This window comes from Pseudomonas sp. ANT_J28, assembly GCF_008370005.1.
GTDB classification, from domain to species: Bacteria; Pseudomonadota; Gammaproteobacteria; order Pseudomonadales; family Pseudomonadaceae; genus Aquipseudomonas; species Aquipseudomonas frigoris.
In genome coordinates, this window is sequence record NZ_VOBM01000058.1 from 13,058 (window position 1) to 30,623 (window position 17,566).

Sequence of the window (17,566 nt, forward strand, 5' to 3'; positions counted from 1 at the left end):
GGGAGCGGACTTGCTCGCGAATGCGGTGTGTCATTCAACATCAATGTCGACTGATCTACCGCATTCGCGAGCAAGCCCGCTCCCACAGTAGATTTTTGGTGTAACAGAATTTTGTGTTCTCCCTGCTGCTCCCCACACTCAAGGATTGAATGTGAACACCGCATCCCCTCGCAACGCCCAACTGATCATCACCGCCCGTCTGGTCTCGGACTTCGGTGCCTTCCTCAACATGGTCGCCCTGGCCACCTACGTCTACCTGCTCGGCAACAGCGCCATGAGCGTCGGCATCTTCCTCGCTAGCCGCGTGGCCGGTGGGATCTTCGCCAGTCTCATCGGCACGACGTTTTATCGCCGTTGGGCTGGGCGCCTGCCGCTGATTGCCTTCGACCTGTTGCGCGCCGGGCTGCTGGGCCTGCTGCTGGTGCTACCTGTCGCCCAGCAGATGCTGCTGTTACCGGTGATCGCTTTTGGTCTGGGATTCGGCAACTCGATGTTCGCCATCGGCCTCAACAGTCAGTTGCCGCTCTTGATCGAAAGCGAACACCTGCTCAAGACCAACGCCTGGATCACCTCGGCGTCGTCGGCAGCCATGGTCGGCGGAAGTCTGGTGTCTGGGCTTTTAGTGGCAGCATTCGGCTTTGAAACGGTGTTTGCATTGAACGTGGTCACTTATCTGCTGGCCGCGTTGTTCATCTTGCCGTTGCGCTTTTCACAACCTGCGCCCAGCACCGAACCACCCCACGAACGTGGTGAATGGGCGGCCCTGCTCCAGGGCCTGCGCAGTACGCCAGTTGTGGCGGCGATGCTCGCGGTGGCCATGGCCGACACCCTTGGCAGTGCCGCGCACAACGTGGGTTTTCCGATTATTTCCAGACTGCTGACGCCCGAGTCGGCCAGCACCACGCTGGGCCTGATGTTGGCGGTCTGGGCCAGCGGAAAACTCATCGGCGCGCGCATCGCCAGCCGACTGAAAGGCTCGGATAACGTGAACCTGGAGCGGCGATTCTTCTTTGGTGTGTTGCTGATGTCCTGCGGCTTCATCCTGATGTTCCAGCAGCAGACCCTTTACGGGCTGCTGCTGTTCTCGCTGCCGGCGGGATTGGGCGACGGTTTCTCGGAAGTCGGCCTGATGTCGCGCCTGCAGCGTGAACCGGACAGCCTGCGCCTGCCGATTTTCAGCTTCCTGACGCTGCTGCAAATGACCGGGTTCGGCATCGGCATGCTGATCGCCGCGCCGTTCTATTCGTGGTGGACGCCGGGTGCCGTGGTGCTGTTGTTCCACGGGATTCCGCTCACCACCTTGTTGGTGGTGAAGGGGCTGGCAATCAGGGGCGAGCGGGTTGTGCGCAGGAGCCCGACTCCAGATTCTTGAGGATCGGGCAGTCGGGACGGTGATCGCCGTGGCAGTGTTCGACCAGGTCCTGCAGCGTGTCGCGCAACTGACCGAGTTCGCGGATTTTCTGGTTCAGCTCTTCGATGTGCTGACGGGCCAGGGCCTTCACGTCGGCGCTGGCTCGTTGGCGGTCCTGCCAGAGGGTCAGCAGTTTGCCGACCTCTTCCAGTGAGAACCCCAGGTCCCGGGAGCGCTTGATGAACGCCAAGGTATGCAGGTCGTCGTCGCCGTAAACCCGATAGCCGCTGTCGGTACGATGGGCGGCCTTGAGCAAGCCGATGGATTCGTAATAACGGATCATCTTCGCGCTCAGGCCGCTTTGGCGGGCCGCTTGGCCGATGTTCATCGGTTGTCCTCCAGATCCTTGGGTTTCCAGGTTTTCAACAGTAGCGCATTGCTCACCACGCTGACGCTCGACAGCGCCATGGCCGCACCGGCCAGCACCGGGTTGAGAAAACCAAATGCTGCCAGCGGAATACCGATCAGGTTGTAGACGAAGGCCCAGAACAGGTTCTGACGAATCTTCGCGTAGGTCTTGCGGCTGATCTCCAGCGCCGCCGGCACCAGCCGTGGGTCGCCGCGCATCAGGGTGATCCCGGCGGCGTGCATCGCAACGTCGGTGCCACCCCCCATGGCGATACCGATGTCTGCGGCGGCCAAGGCGGGTGCGTCGTTGATGCCGTCGCCGACCATTGCCACGACGCCGGTTTTCTTCAGTTTGGCGACGGTGGCGGCTTTGTCGGCTGGCAGGACTTCGGCGTGAACATCGGTGATACCCAGCGCTTCGGCGACGACTTTGGCGCTGCCACGGTTATCGCCGGTCAGCAGGTGGCTGCTGATGTTGCGGGCGTTGAGTTGCTGCACCGCTTGCAGGGCGCCGGGCTTGAGGGTGTCGCCGAAAGCGAAGAGGCCCAATACTCGTGGCTCGGAGCTTTGCTCGATCAGCCAGGACAGGGTCCGGCCTTCGGTTTCCCAGGCTTTTGCGGAGTCGGCCAGTGAGCCGGCGCTTAAGCTGCTTTCTTCGAGCAGACGACGATTGCCCAAAGCCAAGCGACGACCATCAAGCGTGCCGGCAATGCCGCGCCCGGTCAGCGACTGACTGTCGGTGACATCGGCCACGTCCAATCCACGCTCGGCGCAGGCATCCAGAACAGCCTTGGCCAGCGGGTGTTCGCTGCCCCGTTGCAGCGCGCCGGCCATTTGCAGCAGCGGCGCTTCATCACCATCAACCGCACTCAAATGAGCGATGCGCGGAGTACCCGACGTCAGCGTGCCAGTCTTGTCGAAGACCACCGCACTGACTTCATGCGCGCGCTCCAGCGCTTCGGCGTCCTTGATCAGAATCCCGTAGCGCGCCGCCACGCCAGTCCCGGCCATGATCGCTGTTGGCGTGGCCAACCCCAGCGCGCACGGGCAAGCGATCACCAATACCGCCACGGCATTGATCAGCGCCGTTTCCATCGGCGCGCCGTACAACCACCAACCGATCAAGGTTGCCAACGCAATCAGCAGCACCGTTGGCACGAACACTTGGCTGACTTTATCCACCAGCTTCTGGATCGGTGCCTTCGCCGCTTGAGCATCTTCGACGAGGCGGATGATGCGGGCGAGCACGGTTTCCGCGCCCAATGCCAGGGTGCGAACGAGCAACCGGCCTTCGCCATTGATCGCGCCGCCGGTGACCTTGTCGCCGGGTTGTTTGGGCACCGGCAGGCTTTCGCCGCTGATCAGCGCTTCGTCGGCGTGGCTCTGGCCTTCGACCACTTCACCGTCCACCGGGAAGCGTTCGCCGGGCTTGACCATGACCAGATCATTCAGACGCAAGGCGCTGATGGCGACATCCTGCTCGTGGCCGTCGATCACCTGAATCGCCCGCTCGGGTCGCAAGGCTTCGAGGGCGCGAATGGCACTGGCGGTCTGGCGCTTGGCGCGGCTTTCCAGGTATTTGCCCAGCAGCACCAGGGCAATCACCACCGCCGAGGCTTCGAAATACAGGTGCGGCATGCGCCCGGCGGCGGTGGCCCATTCGTAGAGACTCAAGCCGTAACCGGCGCTGGTGCCCAACGCAACCAGCAAATCCATGTTGCCGGCACCGGCCCGCACAGCTTTCCAGGCGGCCACATAAAACCGCGCACCGAAGATGAATTGCACCGGCGTGGCCAACGCGAATTGCACCCAGGCCGGGAGCATCCAGTGCACGCCGAACGGTTGCAGCAACATTGGCAGCACCAACGGCGAGGCGAGGACAATCGCCATGATCAAAGCCCAGCGCTCGCGGTGCAGGCGCTGTTGCTGATGGTCGGTTTGTGGGTGTTCAACTTCCCAGACGCTGGCGCTATAGCCCGCCTTGGTCACTGCGCCAATCAAGGTTTGCGGATCGATCTGGCCGAGCAGTTCAAGGTGGGCGCGTTCATTGGCGAGGTTGACGCTGACACTTTTGACCCCCGGCACCTTGGCCAGCGCTCGTTCGACCCGGCCGACGCAGGAGGCGCAGGTCATGCCGTCGATGCTCAATTCCAGGGTCTGCTGCGGCACGCTGTAACCCGCCTGCTGCACGGCGTCCATCAAGGCCGGCAGGCTATCGCTGGGCGCTTGAACCCGGGCCTGTTCGGTGGCCAGGTTGACACTGACGGCGGAGGCGCCGATGACTTTGCTCAAGGCACGCTCGACACGCCCGGCGCAACTGGCGCAGGTCATGCCGGCAATCGGCAGATCGAAAGTGGTGGATTCGGACATCGGTCACGCTCCCAGTAGAAGATGACTACAGGATCAACCTTGCCATGCGGGCAAGGTCAAGCGCCATGTCCCAGATCAAAAGACCGGCATCAATAGTCCAGGGCAGTGGGTTTCAGGTACATCCCTTCCTGCGTCATCGCAATCCGGAACTTCAGCACGTCACCGGCCTTGAGCGTGATGTTCTGCGAACCCGGTGCGAGCATGCCCGGGTTGCAACCGGGGGCTTGCCCCGGCAGCAGTTTCAGGCGCAAAGACACATTACCCGGCGGCAGGTTGAACGAGGTGCTTTGTTCCTGGAATAACCGCGCCGACAGCTGATCCTGGATATACACACCAATCTCGCAGGAGGTCGCGACTTCCAGGCGCTCGCGGGAAATGATCAGTACGCCATAGTCCTCCCCGGCAGCATTGACCGAGGGCACGGCGGCGAAAAGGCTGAGAAAGCCAAACAGGCTGAGAGCTGACCAGCGCATGGCTGAATCTCCTGATGTCGAGTCATTGATAGACGCAGCTTGGCCGAGCGCGACGTTGATTGCCAGCCCGGCAGCGCACTTCAGAACTTGACCTTGCCATGGTGGCAAGCTCGAGACTGCACGCAACCTTACTCAAGGAGTCATCCCATGCAAGTGTTCAACGTTCAAGGCATGTCCTGCGGTCACTGCGTCAAAACCATCACTGAGGCACTGCAAGCCAAGGATCCTGCGGCCAGCGTGCGTATCGATCTGGCCGCGAAAGAAGTCGGTGTCAAGAGTGCTTTGTCGGCGGATCAGGTGATCGCGGTGATCACCGAAGAAGGCTACGAGGCGAAAGTCGCCTGAAGCTTTTTAATAGTTAGTGACCTAACGGAATGTTCAAGGCGTCCATGCGCGGCTAGACTGTGGGGCTGCCGCCCCTGTCCAATTGGATGCCTGATGAATTTCCGTACCATTTTGATTCTTGGCGCCTTGAGCGCCTTCGGTCCGCTGGCGATCGATTTCTATCTGCCGGCCTTCCCGGCGATGGCGCTCGCCTTCGGCACCGATGAAAAACACGTTCAGCTGACCCTGGCGGCGTATTTCCTTGGCTTGTCCATCGGTCAGTTGGCTTATGGCCCGGTAGCGGATCGCTTCGGGCGCCGCATTCCCTTGCTGACGGGTGTCGGGCTGTTCACCGCAGCCTCCCTGGCCTGCGCCTACGCGCCGAACCTTGAATGGTTGATGGGTGCACGCTTCATTCAGGCGCTGGGTGGTTGCGCAGGGATGGTGATCTCCCGCGCGGTGGTCAGCGATAAATGCGATGCGGTGGGTTCGGCGAAGGTCTTTTCGCAGCTGATGCTGGTGATGGGCCTGGCGCCGATTCTTGCGCCGATGCTGGGCGGGCTGTTGGTCAACACCACGGGCTGGCAGTCGATCTTTCTCGTGTTGACCGGTTTCAGTGCACTGGCGGGTTTGGCCGTGGCGCTTGGGCTGCCGGAAAGTCTGCCGGCCCATGTGCCGCGTCAACCGTTGTCCGGCGCGTTGCGTCAGTACGGTCGACTGTTGTCGGATCCGGTGTTCCTCGGCCACGCCTTGACCGGTGGCATCGCCATCGCCGGGATGTTTGCCTACATCGCCGGTTCACCGTTCGTGTTCATCAAGCTGTATGGCGTACCGGCCGAGCATTTCGGCTGGCTGTTCGGCACCAACGCGGCGGGTTTCATTCTGGTGGCGCAGCTCAATGCACGATTGCTGGCCAAGCGTGGCCCGGCGTTTCTGCTGGCGCGCACCGTATGGATCTACGTCGGCGCCGGTCTGGCGCTGCTGGCCGTCAGTTCGTTACACACCGCGCAGCTATGGCCGTTGCTGATTCCGCTGTTTGTCTGCATCGCCAGCCTCGGTTGCATCCTCCCCAACGCCTCGGCCTGCGCCATGAACGGGCAGGGCGCGCGCGCCGGCAGTGCATCGGCGATGCTCGGTTGCCTGCAATTCAGCGTCGCCGCCGGGGCCGCAACACTGGTGGGAGTTTTACACGACGGCAGCGCCATGCCGATGGCCATGGTCATCAGTCTGTGCGGAGTTCTGGTGGTGAGCGTGGCGATGCTCACCCGGCGTTTGCAAAATGCCCGGGCGCTGGCGCAAGCCCAGGTCTGAGGGCGGACTCAGCCAGCGGCACGCTGCTGGCGGTCAATAATTTGATGTGGTGCTTGTAGTCGCGCTTCGAGGGTGCGGGTGAAGGCGCGGGCTTCGGCTTCGCTGCGGAATGTCACGACGTGCTGGTCCAGACGGACTTGCCACTGGGATTTTGCCAATTCTTTTATCAGGATCTTCATTGCTGATCTCTCCTCTCGTAAAAGATGTCACATAAAAGAGCGTGCCGCAGAGGCTTCGATTGTAGACCTGAATACGATCGCAATTGTGACAAGGGTCAACTCTCGGACTGACGGTGTCGCCCATCTGGGCGACACCGTCAGTTTGTTTCAGAACCCTTCGAGCACAATCTTGCCCTTGGATTTGCCGCTTTCCAACAGCTCATGGGCACGGCGCAGGTTCGCCGCGTTGATGGTCCCGAAGTGCTCACCGACCGTGGTCTTCAACGTCCCGGCGTCGATCAGCTCAGCCACGCGGTTGAGCAATTTGTGCTGCTCGATCATGTCCGCGGTTTCGAACAGCGAGCGGGTGTACATGAACTCCCAGTGCAGCGACAGGCTCTTGCGCTTGAGTTTGGTCACGTCCAGCGCCTTCGGATCATCGATCAGAGCCAGTTTGCCTTGCGGCGCCAAAGCCTCGACCAATTGATCCAGGTGATGATCGGTCTGGGTCAGGCTGGCGACGTGGGTCACCTGATCGAGGCCGGCGCGTTTGAGTTCTTCGCTCAACGGCTGGCTGTGATCAATCACCAGGTCGGCACCGAGTTCACGAACCCAGCGCTGGGTTTGCGGCCGGGAAGCCGTGCCGATGACGTTCAGCCCAGTGAGCTGGCAGGCCAGTTGCGTGAGGATCGACCCCACACCGCCAGCGGCACCGACGATCAACAGGCTCTGGCCGTCATCGGTTTTGCCTTCACGCACTTGAAGGCGTTCGAAGAGCAATTCCCACGCGGTGATGGCGGTCAGCGGCAGCGCAGCGGCTTCGGCGAAACCGAGGGTTTTCGGCATATGGCCGACGATCCGCTCGTCGACCACGTGCAGTTCGCTGTTGCCCCCTGCGCGGGCGATGGAGCCGGCGTAGAACACGTTGTCGCCGGCCTTGAACAGCGTCACTTCACTGCCGACGGCCTTGACCACACCGGCCACGTCCCAGCCCAGCACTTTCGGCGCGCCCGCTTCAGGCTGGACGTTCTGGCGGACCTTGGTGTCCACCGGGTTGACCGAGATGGCTCTGACTTCCACCAACAGGTCACGCGGGCCGGCAACCGGCTCTGGCAGTTCGATGTCTTGCAGAGAGTTTTCGTCGCTGATTGGCAACGAGGCGTAGTAGGCAATGGCTTTCATACGGGCTCCTGAGAAGTAATAAAGAAGGCAGTGATCAGACGATGGAGCGCAGGCGCTTGAGGTCGAAGTGTTCGAGAAAGTCGCCAGCCTTGGCGCGGAAGTTCTGGATGTGCGCGCTGGCGTCATGGGCTTGCAGGGCTTCGTCACTGCTCCATTTTTCGATCATGTAGAAGGCATGAGGATTGGCGAGGTCCTGGTGCAAGTCGTATTGACCGCAACCGGTCTCGGCGCGGGTCGGTTCCAGCAGCGCACGCAGGTGCTGTTCGAGGGCGTCCTGCTGGCCGGCTTTGGCGATGAGGGTGGCGATGGCGGTAAAAGGCTGGGACATGTTCGGCTCCGGGAACGGGATGAATTCGATGGGACGGATGATTAGCTATTTCTCTGCAAGATAAAACCCGCTAAAAGAGCAGTCTCTTTCAATATTTTTTTGATAATCGAGGCTGAACAATGCTGCGTTTCGATGACTTGCAGTTGTTTGTCCGGGCAGTGGACCTGGGCAGTCTGTCAGCGGCAGCGCGCGGGATGGACATGTCGGCCGCGGTAGCCAGTGCGGCGTTGAAGCGCATCGAACAGCAGCTCGGCGCCCGGTTGCTTGCCCGTTCTACCCGTAGCCTGCGGCTGACCGCTGAAGGCGAGGGATTTCTCGAATACGCTCGGGCTGCGTTGAGCAATCTCGACGAGGGTCGCCGTTTGCTGGCCAGCGGTCAGGACCAGGTCAGCGGGATTTTGCAGCTCTCGGCGCCTTCTGACTTCGGTCGTAACTTGCTGCTGCCCTGGCTGGACGAGTTTCAGCGAGAGCATCCAAAGCTTACGGTGCGTTTGCTGTTGGGCGACCGCATCGCCGACCTGTTCCGCCAACCGGTGGACATCGCCCTGCGTTACGGCGAGCCGGAAGACTCAAGCCTGGTGGCGCTGCCCATTGCTCCGCAGAACCGCCGCGTGCTCTGTGCCGCCCCGAGTTACCTGGCCCTGCATGGCGAACCTCGGCAACTGGAGCAACTGGCTCAGCACAACTGCCTGCTGTTCATGCTCGGTAGCCGGGTCCACGATCATTGGAGTTTTCACGACGGCAAACGCGAGGTCAGCCTGACCGTCAGCGGCGATCGTTTCAGCGATGATGCCGATGTCGTGCGGCTGTGGGCCGTGGCAGGTGCCGGGATCGCCTACAAATCCTGGCTCGATGTCGCGGCCGATGTGCTGGCCGGTCGATTGAAAGTGCTCATGCCGGAACTGCTCTGTGAGCGCGCACCGCTGAATTTGCTGTGCGCCCATCGCGCACAATTGAGTAAGCCGGTGAACCTTTTGCGGGAAATGCTCGCCAGCCGATGCGCCCGGTTGAGTAGCCAATTTCCGACGTTATCGGGCCCCGATCATTAGTCGCAGGCAAATAGCGAAATTTCACTCAGGAACTATCACCACCAACGGTTTCCCAAGGGCAGGAACCGGCGGTTAACCCGCATATACTAGCGCTCGCCTCATGTACGCACCGTCGATCTCGCAATGGCGAGTCCACGTCCGAGTCAGCCAGGCCCTATGGTCAATCGCCGCGGCTTTGCGAAACCTGCGAAGCAATAGCCCGTGTGATTGGCTGGCTTTGCCCGGTTTATGGCGTTTCCACGCCTTGGCCGACGACACATTACTGGTCAAGATGTCTCTGAGCAGTAGACGAAACGATTCAACAGGGAGTGAATACATGGAACATGCACCTTGCATCAGCCAGATCGCCACGTTGCTGGCTGACCCAAAGCGCAGCGCAATGATGTGGGCCTTGATGGACGGCTCGGCGCGGCAAACCGAAGAGCTGGCCTTGTTGGCCGGCCTGTCACCGTCTTCGGCCAGTGCGCATCTGGGGCGTTTGTCCGCCGGAGGTCTGTTGAAAGTCGAAATCCGTGGCCGCAAACGGTTCTTCCGTCTTGCCGCCCCCGAAGTGGGTGCCGCGATAGAGGCCCTGGCCAGCGCCACCCTCGCCAGCACGCCTCGGGAAATCCCGGACGTTTTCAGGCGCACGACACCCATCGCCAAACCTCAGGCGGCGCCTTCGTCACTCTTGCGCGCCAGGCTTTGCGACGACCATTTGGGCGGCACCCTTGCCGCCGATCTTTACCAGCGCCTGCTGGATGCAGGCTGGATCGAACAGTTCGATCAGCGGGTCATGATCACTCACAAGGGCGCCACACAGTTGGCGACACGGGGTGTGTTCATCCAGGCGCTGGCTCATCGCAACAGCCGAGTCGCCTGCGCTTGCCCGGACTGGAGCGAAAGACGCCCGCACATGGGCGGATCACTGGGTGCGGCGTTGCTGCAATTGTTCATGCAGTCAGGTTGGCTGAGCCTGCCCAACGATTCGCGAGCCTTGCAGATCACCGCCGCGGGGCAGCGTGAAATCCATCGTTTCGCCAAGGAAACCGAGCTGGAAATGGCGTTGTAGACGCATCGCGACCGACGTCCGAAGCTTCGGGCGTCGTTCAGAGCTGCGAACAGGTCGCATCCAGCAGTAACCCCCAGCGGCTATCGCGCACACTCGACCCGGGACTTTCGGATTGGGGGAATGTGGCATGGAAACACGAGGCTTCAGCGCGGCAGAACGGCTGGAACGGCTGCCCATCAGCGGTTATCACCGGATCATTTTCATCATCATTGCCCTGGCGTTTTTCTTCGACTCCATGGACCTGGCGATGATGACTTTCCTGCTTGGCTCGATCAAAACCGAGTTTGGCCTGAGCACGGCGCAGGCCGGGTTGCTGGCCAGTTCGAGCTTTTTCGGGATGGTTGTGGGGGCTTCGCTGTCGGGCATGCTGGCCGACCGCTTCGGCCGCAAACCGGTGTTCCAGTGGAGCATCGTGTTGTGGGGGATCGCCAGTTATCTGTGCTCCACGGCGCAGAACGTCGAAACGCTGACGTTGTTCCGAATCCTGTTGGGGATCGGCATGGGCATGGAGTTTCCCATCGCTCAGTCGATGCTCTCGGAGCTGATTCCTGCCAAACGGCGCGGGCGTTACATTGCGCTGATGGACGGTTTCTGGCCGCTGGGCTTCGTCGCCGCCGGCGTACTGTCGTACTTCCTGCTGCCGGTGATTGGCTGGCGGGACATCTTCCTGGTGTTGGCGGTGCCGGCGGTGTTTGTCCTGGCGATTCGCTTTTTCATTCCAGAATCACCGCGCTGGCTGGAACAGGCCGGGCATCATGACGTGGCGGACAAGGTCTTGCTGCGCATCGAAGAGCGGGTCCGGACATCTCTGGGACGTTCGAATCTGCCTGAGCCGATCCGCCTGCCGAGAGTGGCGAGTACGCCGGGCCATTTCTTTTCCGCGTTGCGGCAGATCTGGTCGCCGCTGTACCGCCAGCGCACGATGATGATCTGGAGCGTCTGGTTCTTCGCCTTGCTGGGGTTCTATGGCCTGACGTCCTGGCTCAGTGCCTTGCTGCAGCAGTCGGGTTTTGCCGTGACCCAGTCGGTGTATTACACGGTGGTGATTTCCCTCGGCGGGATTCCCGGCTTCCTGATGGCCGCCTGGCTGGTGGAGCGTTGGGGGCGTAAACCGGTGTGCGTGGTGACGTTACTTGGCGGTGGGGTGATGGCGTTTCTCTATGGTCAGAGCGCGGTGTTTGGCGGCAACGTCAACCTGTTGATTGCCTCGGGGCTGCTGATGCAGTTTTTCCTGTTTGGCATGTGGGCGGTGCTTTACACCTACACACCGGAGTTGTACCCGACATCGGCGCGTGCCACGGGCTCGGGTTTTGCGTCGGCGATTGGCCGCGTGGGTTCGTTGCTCGGGCCAATGGTGACCGGGCTGGTGTTCCCGATGACCGGGCAGGGCGGGGTGTTTGCGCTGGGGGCGATGTGTTTTGCGATTGCGGCGGGGGTGGTGTGGGTGTTCGGGATGGAGACCCGGGGCAAGACATTGGAGGAATTGAGCGAAGCCACACCGATCTGAATGTGGGAGCGGGCTTGCTCGCGAAGGCGGTGTGTCAGCTACATAAATGTTGACTGACACGCCCTCTTCGCGAGCAAGTCGAATCGTCGCACCGCCGCTCCCACATGGGTATTGCGGTGAGGCTTATGGTTTCACCAACCGTGCATCCAGGCTGTTCTGCGCCAATCGCTTGGCCTGATCCTGAGTCATGCCCAAATGGGTGTACAACGCGTGGAAGTTCTCGGTGACATAACCGCCGAAGTACGCCGGGTCATCCGAGTTCACGGTCACTTTCACGCCACGCTCGAGCATGTCGAGAATGTTGTGCTGAGACATGTGATCGAACACGCAGAGCTTGGTGTTCGACAACGGGCACACGGTCAACGGGATTTGTTCGTCGATGATCCGCTGCATCAAACGCTCGTCTTCGATGGCGCGCACGCCATGGTCGATGCGCTGGACTTTCAGCAAGTCGAGGGCTTCCCAGATGTACTCGGGCGGGCCTTCTTCTCCGGCGTGGGCGACGGTCAGGAAGCCTTCGTGACGAGCGCGATCGAACACGCGCTGGAACTTGCTCGGCGGATGACCCATTTCCGAACTGTCCAGACCGACGGCGACAAACGCATCACGGAACGGCAGCGCCTGGTCGAGGGTTTTCTGGGCTTCTTCTTCGCTCAAGTGGCGCAGGAAGCTCAGGATCAAACCGCTGGTGATGCCCAGTTGCTGCTCGCCATCCTTCAACGCGGCGGCGATGCCGTTGAGGACCACTTCGAACGGCACGCCACGGTCGGTGTGGGTCTGCGGGTCGAAGAACGGTTCGGTGTGAATCACGTTCTGCGCCTTGCAACGCAACAGGTAAGCCCAGGTCAGGTCGTAGAAATCCTGAGAGCTACGCAACACGTCGGCGCCCTGGTAATACAGGTCGAGAAATTCTTGCAGGTTGTTGAAGGCGTAGGCCTTGCGCAGGGTTTCTACGTCGCTCCACGGCAGGGCGATCTTATTGCGGTCGGCCAGGGCGAACAGCAGCTCAGGCTCCAGCGAACCCTCAAGGTGCAGGTGCAGTTCTGCCTTGGGCAGGGCGTTCAGCCAGTCGTACATAGTCTTTTCTCATCAGGTGCAGATGGCGAGCATTCTACAGATGCCCGTGGAAACAATTAGCAAAACCTGACCAGCCGGTTCATCACAGCGCTTCCTGTTCCGTCGATAGGCGTAGGTCTCGGCGTCATTCAATGGCCGTGTCGGGGGGCGGCTCGGCGAAGAACGGCATCGAGTAACGGTCCACGCCCAGCGGGCTGATCACCCGGTGCGGCGTCGACAGGTAACGGTCGTTTCTCCAGCGCATCATCATGTCGCCGAGGTTGACCACGAACGTGCGGTCGATCGGCGGTGCATCGATCCACTCGCCTTTAACGTTTCGCACTTGCAGGCCGCCGGCGGCATCTTGATACAGCAGGGTGATGCGACCGTAATCGGTGTGGGCGCCGGCGCCTTGTTGCTCTTCGGAACTCGCCGTGTGGCACGGCGGGTAATGAATCATCCGCAGCACGCTGACCGGCTCAACGAAGCGGGTGTCGAAAAAGTCGCGCTCGATCCCCAGCGCCACGGTTATGGCCCGTAACAGGGTTAGGGCCAAGGCCTGCATGTCGACGTAGTGCTGTTCCATCAGCGATTCCCAGCCGGGCATCGACGGATGACGGTTGGGGCCGCGCAGTGGTTTTTCCGCCAGTACGTCAGGGTGATCGGCCGGCAGGTGCAGGCCCATGTCGAAGGTTTCTTTCAGGTCGCTGGGTTTGCTCGGGGCGAGTTGTTCGGTGGCTCCTCAAGAACGCTGAAGATCCATGTGGGAGCAAGCTCGCTCCCACAGGGGATTTGTGTTCGCCTCGGGAGTTACTTCGGAATGTCGGCCTTCATGCCTTCAACGTAGTAGTTCATCGATGCCAGCTCCGCATTGCTCGCCGTCGCGCCCGCTGCAATCTTCTCGACGCCTGCCTGATCCTTGATCGGTCCGGTGAACGGGTGGAAAGCACCGCTTTTGATGTCGGCAATGATCCGCTCTGCCTCGGCTTTCACCGGCGCTGGCACCAGATCGCTGATCGGCAGTTCAACCGTACCTTCCTTGAAACCACCCCAGTAATCCTGCGATTTCCACGTGTGGTCGAGCACGCTTTGGGTCGCCTGAATGTAGTGCGGGCCCCAGTCGTTGACGATGGACGTCAGCACCGCTTTCGGCCCGAAGTGCGCCATGTCCGAAGCGTAGCCCACGGCATACACGCCGCGGCGTTCAGCCGCCTGGATCGGCGCCGGGCTGTCGGTGTGCTGGAACACCACGTCCACGCCCTGATCGATCAACGCATTGGCGGCATCGGCTTCTTTACCCGGATCGAACCAGGAATTGACCCACACCACCTTGATCTCGGTGCCGGGGTTGTACGTGTTCAGGGCCAGTTGAATGGCGTTGATGTCGCGGATCACTTCCGGGATCGGGAAGGACGCGACGTAACCGATCTTCTTGGTCTTGGTCATCTTCGCCGCGAGGAAACCGCCGACGTAGCGACCTTCATACGTGCGCGCCAGGTAGGTGCCGAGGTTCTTGTCCTGTTTGTAGCCGGTGGCGTGTTCGAAGGTCACCTTGGGAAATTGCTTGGCGACTTTCAGGGTCGGGTTCATGTAGCCGAAGGACGTGGTGAAGATCAGGTCGTACTTGTCCTTGGCCATGTTACGGATCACCCGCTCGGCGTCGGCGCCTTCAGCGACGTTTTCCACGTAGTTGGTGGTGATCTGGTTACCGAATTTTTCCGCCAGCGCTTTGCGCCCCTGTTCATGCTGATACGTCCAGCCGTGGTCGCCAATCGGACCGATGTAGACGAAGCCGACTTTCAGCGGGTCGGCGGCACTGGCGGTCAGGGTGGTGCTCAGACCGATGGCTGCGGCGACGGCGCAAAGCAGCTTCTTCAACGGACGTTTGTGCATGAATTCCAACTCCATGGTGTTGTGAGGTTGGCAAGGCCAATGCAAATTACTGACCAACAAGACAACAAAATCTCCGAAACCGTGGTGAAGCCTTCGCGAGCAAGCCCGCTCCCACAGGGGAATGCGATCCAATGTGGGAGCGGGCTTGCTCGCGAAGAGGCCCGCAAGGCCAATAAAAGTGCATCCCTCGAACCTGTTGCCATCCACTGGTGCGCTAAGGTGTAACGAAACGTTAGCGCCGCCTCGCAGTCACTAGCTCATCACTCTGGTTTCGCGTCACTCGGCAAAAAGGCCCGCAATGCTCACACTCCTCAAGCAAGAAACGTTTCTGTTGCTGGCCCTGCTCGCCGCCGTCGTCGCCTATCCGCTGGAACACTGGATGCTGCACAGCGGCCAACCCATTGCGTTGACCGCCGGCCTCGTACTGATCGCCTTCATCGTCGCCGCCTCCATGCGCGTCGCCCACCACGCCGAACTGCTCGCAGAAAAAGTTGGCGACCCCTACGGCACGATGATCCTGACCCTGGCTGCGGTGCTGGTGGAAGTGGTGATTCTGGCGATCATGATGAGCAACGAGGCCTCTGCGACGCTGGTGCGCGACACGATTTATTCGGCGGTGATGCTCGACATCAACGGCATTCTCGGCCTCGCCGCGTTGATGGGCGGGCTCAAGCATGGCGAACAGTCCTACAACGATGACTCGGCGCGCAGTTACAGCGCGATGATCCTCACCGCCATGGGCGTTTCCATGGTGGTGCCGGAGTTCATTCCCGAGGCCAGCTGGAAACTCTATTCAGGCTTCACCATCGGCGCGATGGTCGTGCTCTACACCTTGTTCCTGCGTATGCAGGCCGGGCCGCACAGTTATTTCTTCAGCTACAGCTACCCGGAAAAACGTCGCAAGAAAGTCCCGGAGGAAGAGCCTGAACCGGTCAATCTGGTGCTGAGTATCGGCACGTTGGTGTTCGGCGTGGTGGTCATCGGCGCATTGGCCGAAGTGATGTCGAAAACCCTCGACCTGGGCCTGGAAGGGACGGGCGCCCCGCCGGTGATCACCGCGATCCTGGTGGCGGCAATCTCGGCGGCGCCGGAGATTCTGACGGCGTTGCGGGCGGCACTGGCCAACCGTATGCAGTCGGTGGTCAACATCGCCATGGGCGCGTCGCTGTCGACGGTCATCCTGACGGTGCCGGTGATGGAAGCAATGGCGCTCTACACCGGCCAGCCGTTCCAGATGGCAATGACCCCGGTGCAGACCGTGATGGTCTTCCTCACCCTGATCGTCAGCGCTATCAACCTCAACGATGGCGAAACCAATGCCATCGAAGGCATGACCCACTTTGTGTTGTTTGCGACATTCATCATGTTGTCGCTGCTCGGTCTCTAGGACCACGACAAACCCCTGTGGGAGCGAGCTTGCTCGCTCCCACAGTTTTGATTTGTGTTGTATCAGGTGCCGGCGATTAGCTGCCGAGCCGCCTGGCTGTGATCGGCAATCAATCCCTTCAAATCCAGACCTTCAACCTGCCCATCAATCACCCGCCATTTGCCGCCGACCATCACCCGATCCGCCCGATCCGCACCGCACAGCAGCAATGCCGACACCGGATCATGACTGCCGGAGAACCGCAGCTCATCGAGCTTGAACAGGGCCAGATCCGCCTGCTTGCCCACCGCCAGCTCGCCGATATCGGTACGCCCGAGCAAACTCGCCGAACCCTTGGTCGCCCACCCCAAAACCAGTTCCGGGGTGATCTTCTCGGCGCCATAACGCAGCCGCTGAATGTACAGCGCCTGACGGGTTTCCAGCATCATGTTCGACGCATCGTTGGACGCCGAACCGTCCACGCCCAAGCCCAGCAACGCGCCGGCAGCGGTCAGGTCCAGTGTCGGGCAAATGCCGGAAGCCAGACGCATGTTCGAACTCGGGCAATGGCAAATCCCGGTGCCGGCGGCGCCGAGGCGAGCGATTTCGTCCGGGTTGAAGTGGATGCCGTGAGCCAGCCAGGTGCGCGGGCCGAGCCAGCCGACGCTGTCGAGGTAATCCACAGTGCGCAGGCCGAAGCGTTGCAGGCAGAAGTCTTCTTCGTCGAGGGTTTCGGCCAGATGGGTGTGCAGGCGCACGTCGAGTTTGTTCGCCAGTTCGGCGCTGGCGGACATGATTTCCGGGGTCACCGAGAACGGTGAGCAGGGCGCCAGGGCGATCTGGATTTGCGCGCCGTCGCCACGCTCATGGTACTCGGCGATCAAGCGTTGGCTGTCGGCGAGGATGACTTCGCCTTCCTGCACGGTCTGCTGCGGCGGCAGGCCGCCGTCCTTTTCGCCGAGGCTCATGGAACCGCGCGTCAACATGGCGCGCATGCCCAGTTCGCGGACGCTCTCGACTTGTACGTCGATCGCATTTTCCAGGCCTTCGGGAAACAGGTAATGGTGATCTGCTGCGGTGGTGCAGCCAGACAGCAGCAACTCGGCCAACGCGACTTTGCTTGCGAGGGCGAGTTTTTCAGGGGTGAGGCGAGCCCAGACCGGGTAGAGGGTTTTCAGCCATGGGAACAATGGCTGGTTGACCACCGGCGCCCAGGCGCGGGTCAGGGTTTGATAGAAGTGGTGATGGGTGTTGATCAGTCCCGGCAGGATCACATGCTCGCGGGCATCGAACACTTGTCCACAGGGCGCGGACGGTTGCTGGCCGGCGGCGAGCACTTCGACAATCAAACCGTCTTGCAGCACCAGGCCGCCACGGGCATCGAGGCCATTGGCAGTGAAGATCGCGAGGGGATTTTTTAACCAGGTACGGGTCGCAGGCATGTTGGCCGGCTCCTCTGAAAGTGGGGTTCAGGTTAGCCAGCTCAGTGATTACCCTGTCTGCTGATCCAGGGTCGTCGCGGGGACGAGGTGCGGAGTTTCAAACAAAAGTAAGCTGGGAGCAAGCCCGGCCCGACAGGACGATAAATAACCTTGTGGGAGCGGGCTTGCTCGCGAAGGCGGTGTGTCAGGCAACATTGATGTCAACTGACACTCCGCCTTCGTCGGAACGCACCCCGGAGCACGCCCGCTCCCACAGGGTGGCTTGCAGTGCTTGATGGTTACTTGCAGACTTCGGCG

The 17,566-nt window shown here is 61.0% G+C and carries 16 protein-coding genes and 1 pseudogene; 7 read left to right on the forward strand and 10 right to left on the reverse strand.

Features of this window, described 5'->3' with window-relative positions:
* Positions 1-151: 151 nt before the first annotated feature.
* Complete coding sequence (locus tag FQ187_RS27515) at positions 152-1,372, forward strand: MFS transporter (RefSeq protein ID WP_149631885.1); 1,221 nt, start codon at positions 152-154, stop codon at positions 1,370-1,372.
* Here FQ187_RS27515 and cueR read toward each other — a convergent pair.
* The 3 genes from cueR to FQ187_RS27530 all read right to left on the reverse strand — a co-directional run bounded on the left by cueR (position 1,326) and on the right by FQ187_RS27530 (position 4,602).
* Positions 1,326-1,739 carry a Cu(I)-responsive transcriptional regulator gene (cueR, locus tag FQ187_RS27520; protein WP_149631886.1) on the reverse strand — a complete coding sequence of 138 codons (414 nt, stop codon included), beginning with the start codon at positions 1,737-1,739 and terminating at the stop codon, positions 1,326-1,328. The two genes, FQ187_RS27515 and cueR, sit on opposite strands and share 47 nt — an antisense overlap.
* A complete protein-coding gene (locus tag FQ187_RS27525) occupies positions 1,736-4,129 on the reverse strand; it encodes a heavy metal translocating P-type ATPase (RefSeq protein ID WP_149631887.1) in 2,394 nt (797 codons plus the stop codon). Before FQ187_RS27525 ends, cueR begins: the two co-directional genes overlap by 4 nt.
* Positions 4,130-4,218: 89 nt before the next feature.
* Positions 4,219-4,602, reverse strand: coding sequence for a hypothetical protein (locus tag FQ187_RS27530; protein WP_123369238.1), 384 nt, complete (start codon positions 4,600-4,602; stop codon positions 4,219-4,221).
* A gap of 147 nt (positions 4,603-4,749) precedes the next feature.
* On the opposite strand from FQ187_RS27530, the gene FQ187_RS27535 reads away from it, so the two are divergent.
* Together FQ187_RS27535 and FQ187_RS27540 are read left to right on the forward strand one after the other, a co-directional pair.
* Positions 4,750-4,947 carry a heavy-metal-associated domain-containing protein gene (locus FQ187_RS27535; RefSeq protein WP_149631888.1) on the forward strand — a complete coding sequence of 66 codons (198 nt, stop codon included), beginning with the start codon at positions 4,750-4,752 and terminating at the stop codon, positions 4,945-4,947.
* Positions 4,948-5,040: 93 nt separating this feature from the next.
* Positions 5,041-6,237 (forward strand): multidrug effflux MFS transporter, encoded by a 1,197-nt coding sequence (locus FQ187_RS27540; RefSeq protein WP_149631889.1) that lies wholly within the window; start codon positions 5,041-5,043, stop codon positions 6,235-6,237.
* Between the two features lie 8 nt (positions 6,238-6,245).
* On the opposite strand, the gene FQ187_RS30075 is transcribed toward FQ187_RS27540, so the two are convergent.
* The 3 genes from FQ187_RS30075 to FQ187_RS27550 form a co-directional block, all read right to left on the reverse strand.
* Positions 6,246-6,416 (reverse strand): hypothetical protein, encoded by a 171-nt coding sequence (locus FQ187_RS30075; protein WP_178122782.1) that lies wholly within the window; start codon positions 6,414-6,416, stop codon positions 6,246-6,248.
* Between the two features lie 147 nt (positions 6,417-6,563).
* Positions 6,564-7,577 (reverse strand): zinc-binding alcohol dehydrogenase family protein, encoded by a 1,014-nt coding sequence (locus FQ187_RS27545; protein ID WP_149631890.1) that lies wholly within the window; start codon positions 7,575-7,577, stop codon positions 6,564-6,566.
* A gap of 34 nt (positions 7,578-7,611) precedes the next feature.
* Complete coding sequence (locus FQ187_RS27550) at positions 7,612-7,905, reverse strand: putative quinol monooxygenase (protein ID WP_149631891.1); 294 nt, start codon at positions 7,903-7,905, stop codon at positions 7,612-7,614.
* Between the two features lie 119 nt (positions 7,906-8,024).
* Here FQ187_RS27550 and FQ187_RS27555 point away from each other — a divergent pair, with 119 nt between their 5' ends.
* The 3 genes from FQ187_RS27555 to FQ187_RS27565 all read left to right on the forward strand — a co-directional run bounded on the left by FQ187_RS27555 (position 8,025) and on the right by FQ187_RS27565 (position 11,512).
* Positions 8,025-8,954 (forward strand): LysR family transcriptional regulator, encoded by a 930-nt coding sequence (locus FQ187_RS27555; RefSeq protein WP_149631892.1) that lies wholly within the window; start codon positions 8,025-8,027, stop codon positions 8,952-8,954.
* A gap of 316 nt (positions 8,955-9,270) precedes the next feature.
* Positions 9,271-10,005: a helix-turn-helix transcriptional regulator gene (locus tag FQ187_RS27560; RefSeq protein ID WP_149631893.1), complete on the forward strand. Its 735-nt coding sequence runs from the start codon at positions 9,271-9,273 to the stop codon at positions 10,003-10,005.
* A 127-nt stretch (positions 10,006-10,132) separates the two neighbouring features.
* Positions 10,133-11,512, forward strand: a complete 1,380-nt coding sequence (locus tag FQ187_RS27565; protein ID WP_149631894.1) for an MFS transporter — start codon at positions 10,133-10,135, stop codon at positions 11,510-11,512.
* Between the two features lie 123 nt (positions 11,513-11,635).
* On the opposite strand, the gene FQ187_RS27570 is transcribed toward FQ187_RS27565, so the two are convergent.
* The 3 genes and pseudogenes from FQ187_RS27570 to FQ187_RS27580 form a co-directional block, all read right to left on the reverse strand.
* Positions 11,636-12,589 carry an adenosine deaminase gene (locus tag FQ187_RS27570; protein ID WP_149631895.1) on the reverse strand — a complete coding sequence of 318 codons (954 nt, stop codon included), beginning with the start codon at positions 12,587-12,589 and terminating at the stop codon, positions 11,636-11,638.
* A 127-nt stretch (positions 12,590-12,716) separates the two neighbouring features.
* Positions 12,717-13,307 (reverse strand): annotated as a pseudogene (locus FQ187_RS27575) (2OG-Fe(II) oxygenase family protein); the annotation flags it as partial.
* A gap of 71 nt (positions 13,308-13,378) precedes the next feature.
* Positions 13,379-14,461: a BMP family ABC transporter substrate-binding protein gene (locus FQ187_RS27580; protein WP_149631896.1), complete on the reverse strand. Its 1,083-nt coding sequence runs from the start codon at positions 14,459-14,461 to the stop codon at positions 13,379-13,381.
* 298 nt (positions 14,462-14,759) lie between these two features.
* On the opposite strand from FQ187_RS27580, the gene FQ187_RS27590 reads away from it, so the two are divergent.
* Positions 14,760-15,848 carry a calcium:proton antiporter gene (locus tag FQ187_RS27590; protein WP_149631898.1) on the forward strand — a complete coding sequence of 363 codons (1,089 nt, stop codon included), beginning with the start codon at positions 14,760-14,762 and terminating at the stop codon, positions 15,846-15,848.
* Positions 15,849-15,910: 62 nt separating this feature from the next.
* On the opposite strand, the gene FQ187_RS27595 is transcribed toward FQ187_RS27590, so the two are convergent.
* Complete coding sequence (locus FQ187_RS27595; protein WP_046044710.1) at positions 15,911-17,269, reverse strand: 8-oxoguanine deaminase; 1,359 nt, start codon at positions 17,267-17,269, stop codon at positions 15,911-15,913.
* Positions 17,270-17,566: the final 297 nt, after the last annotated feature.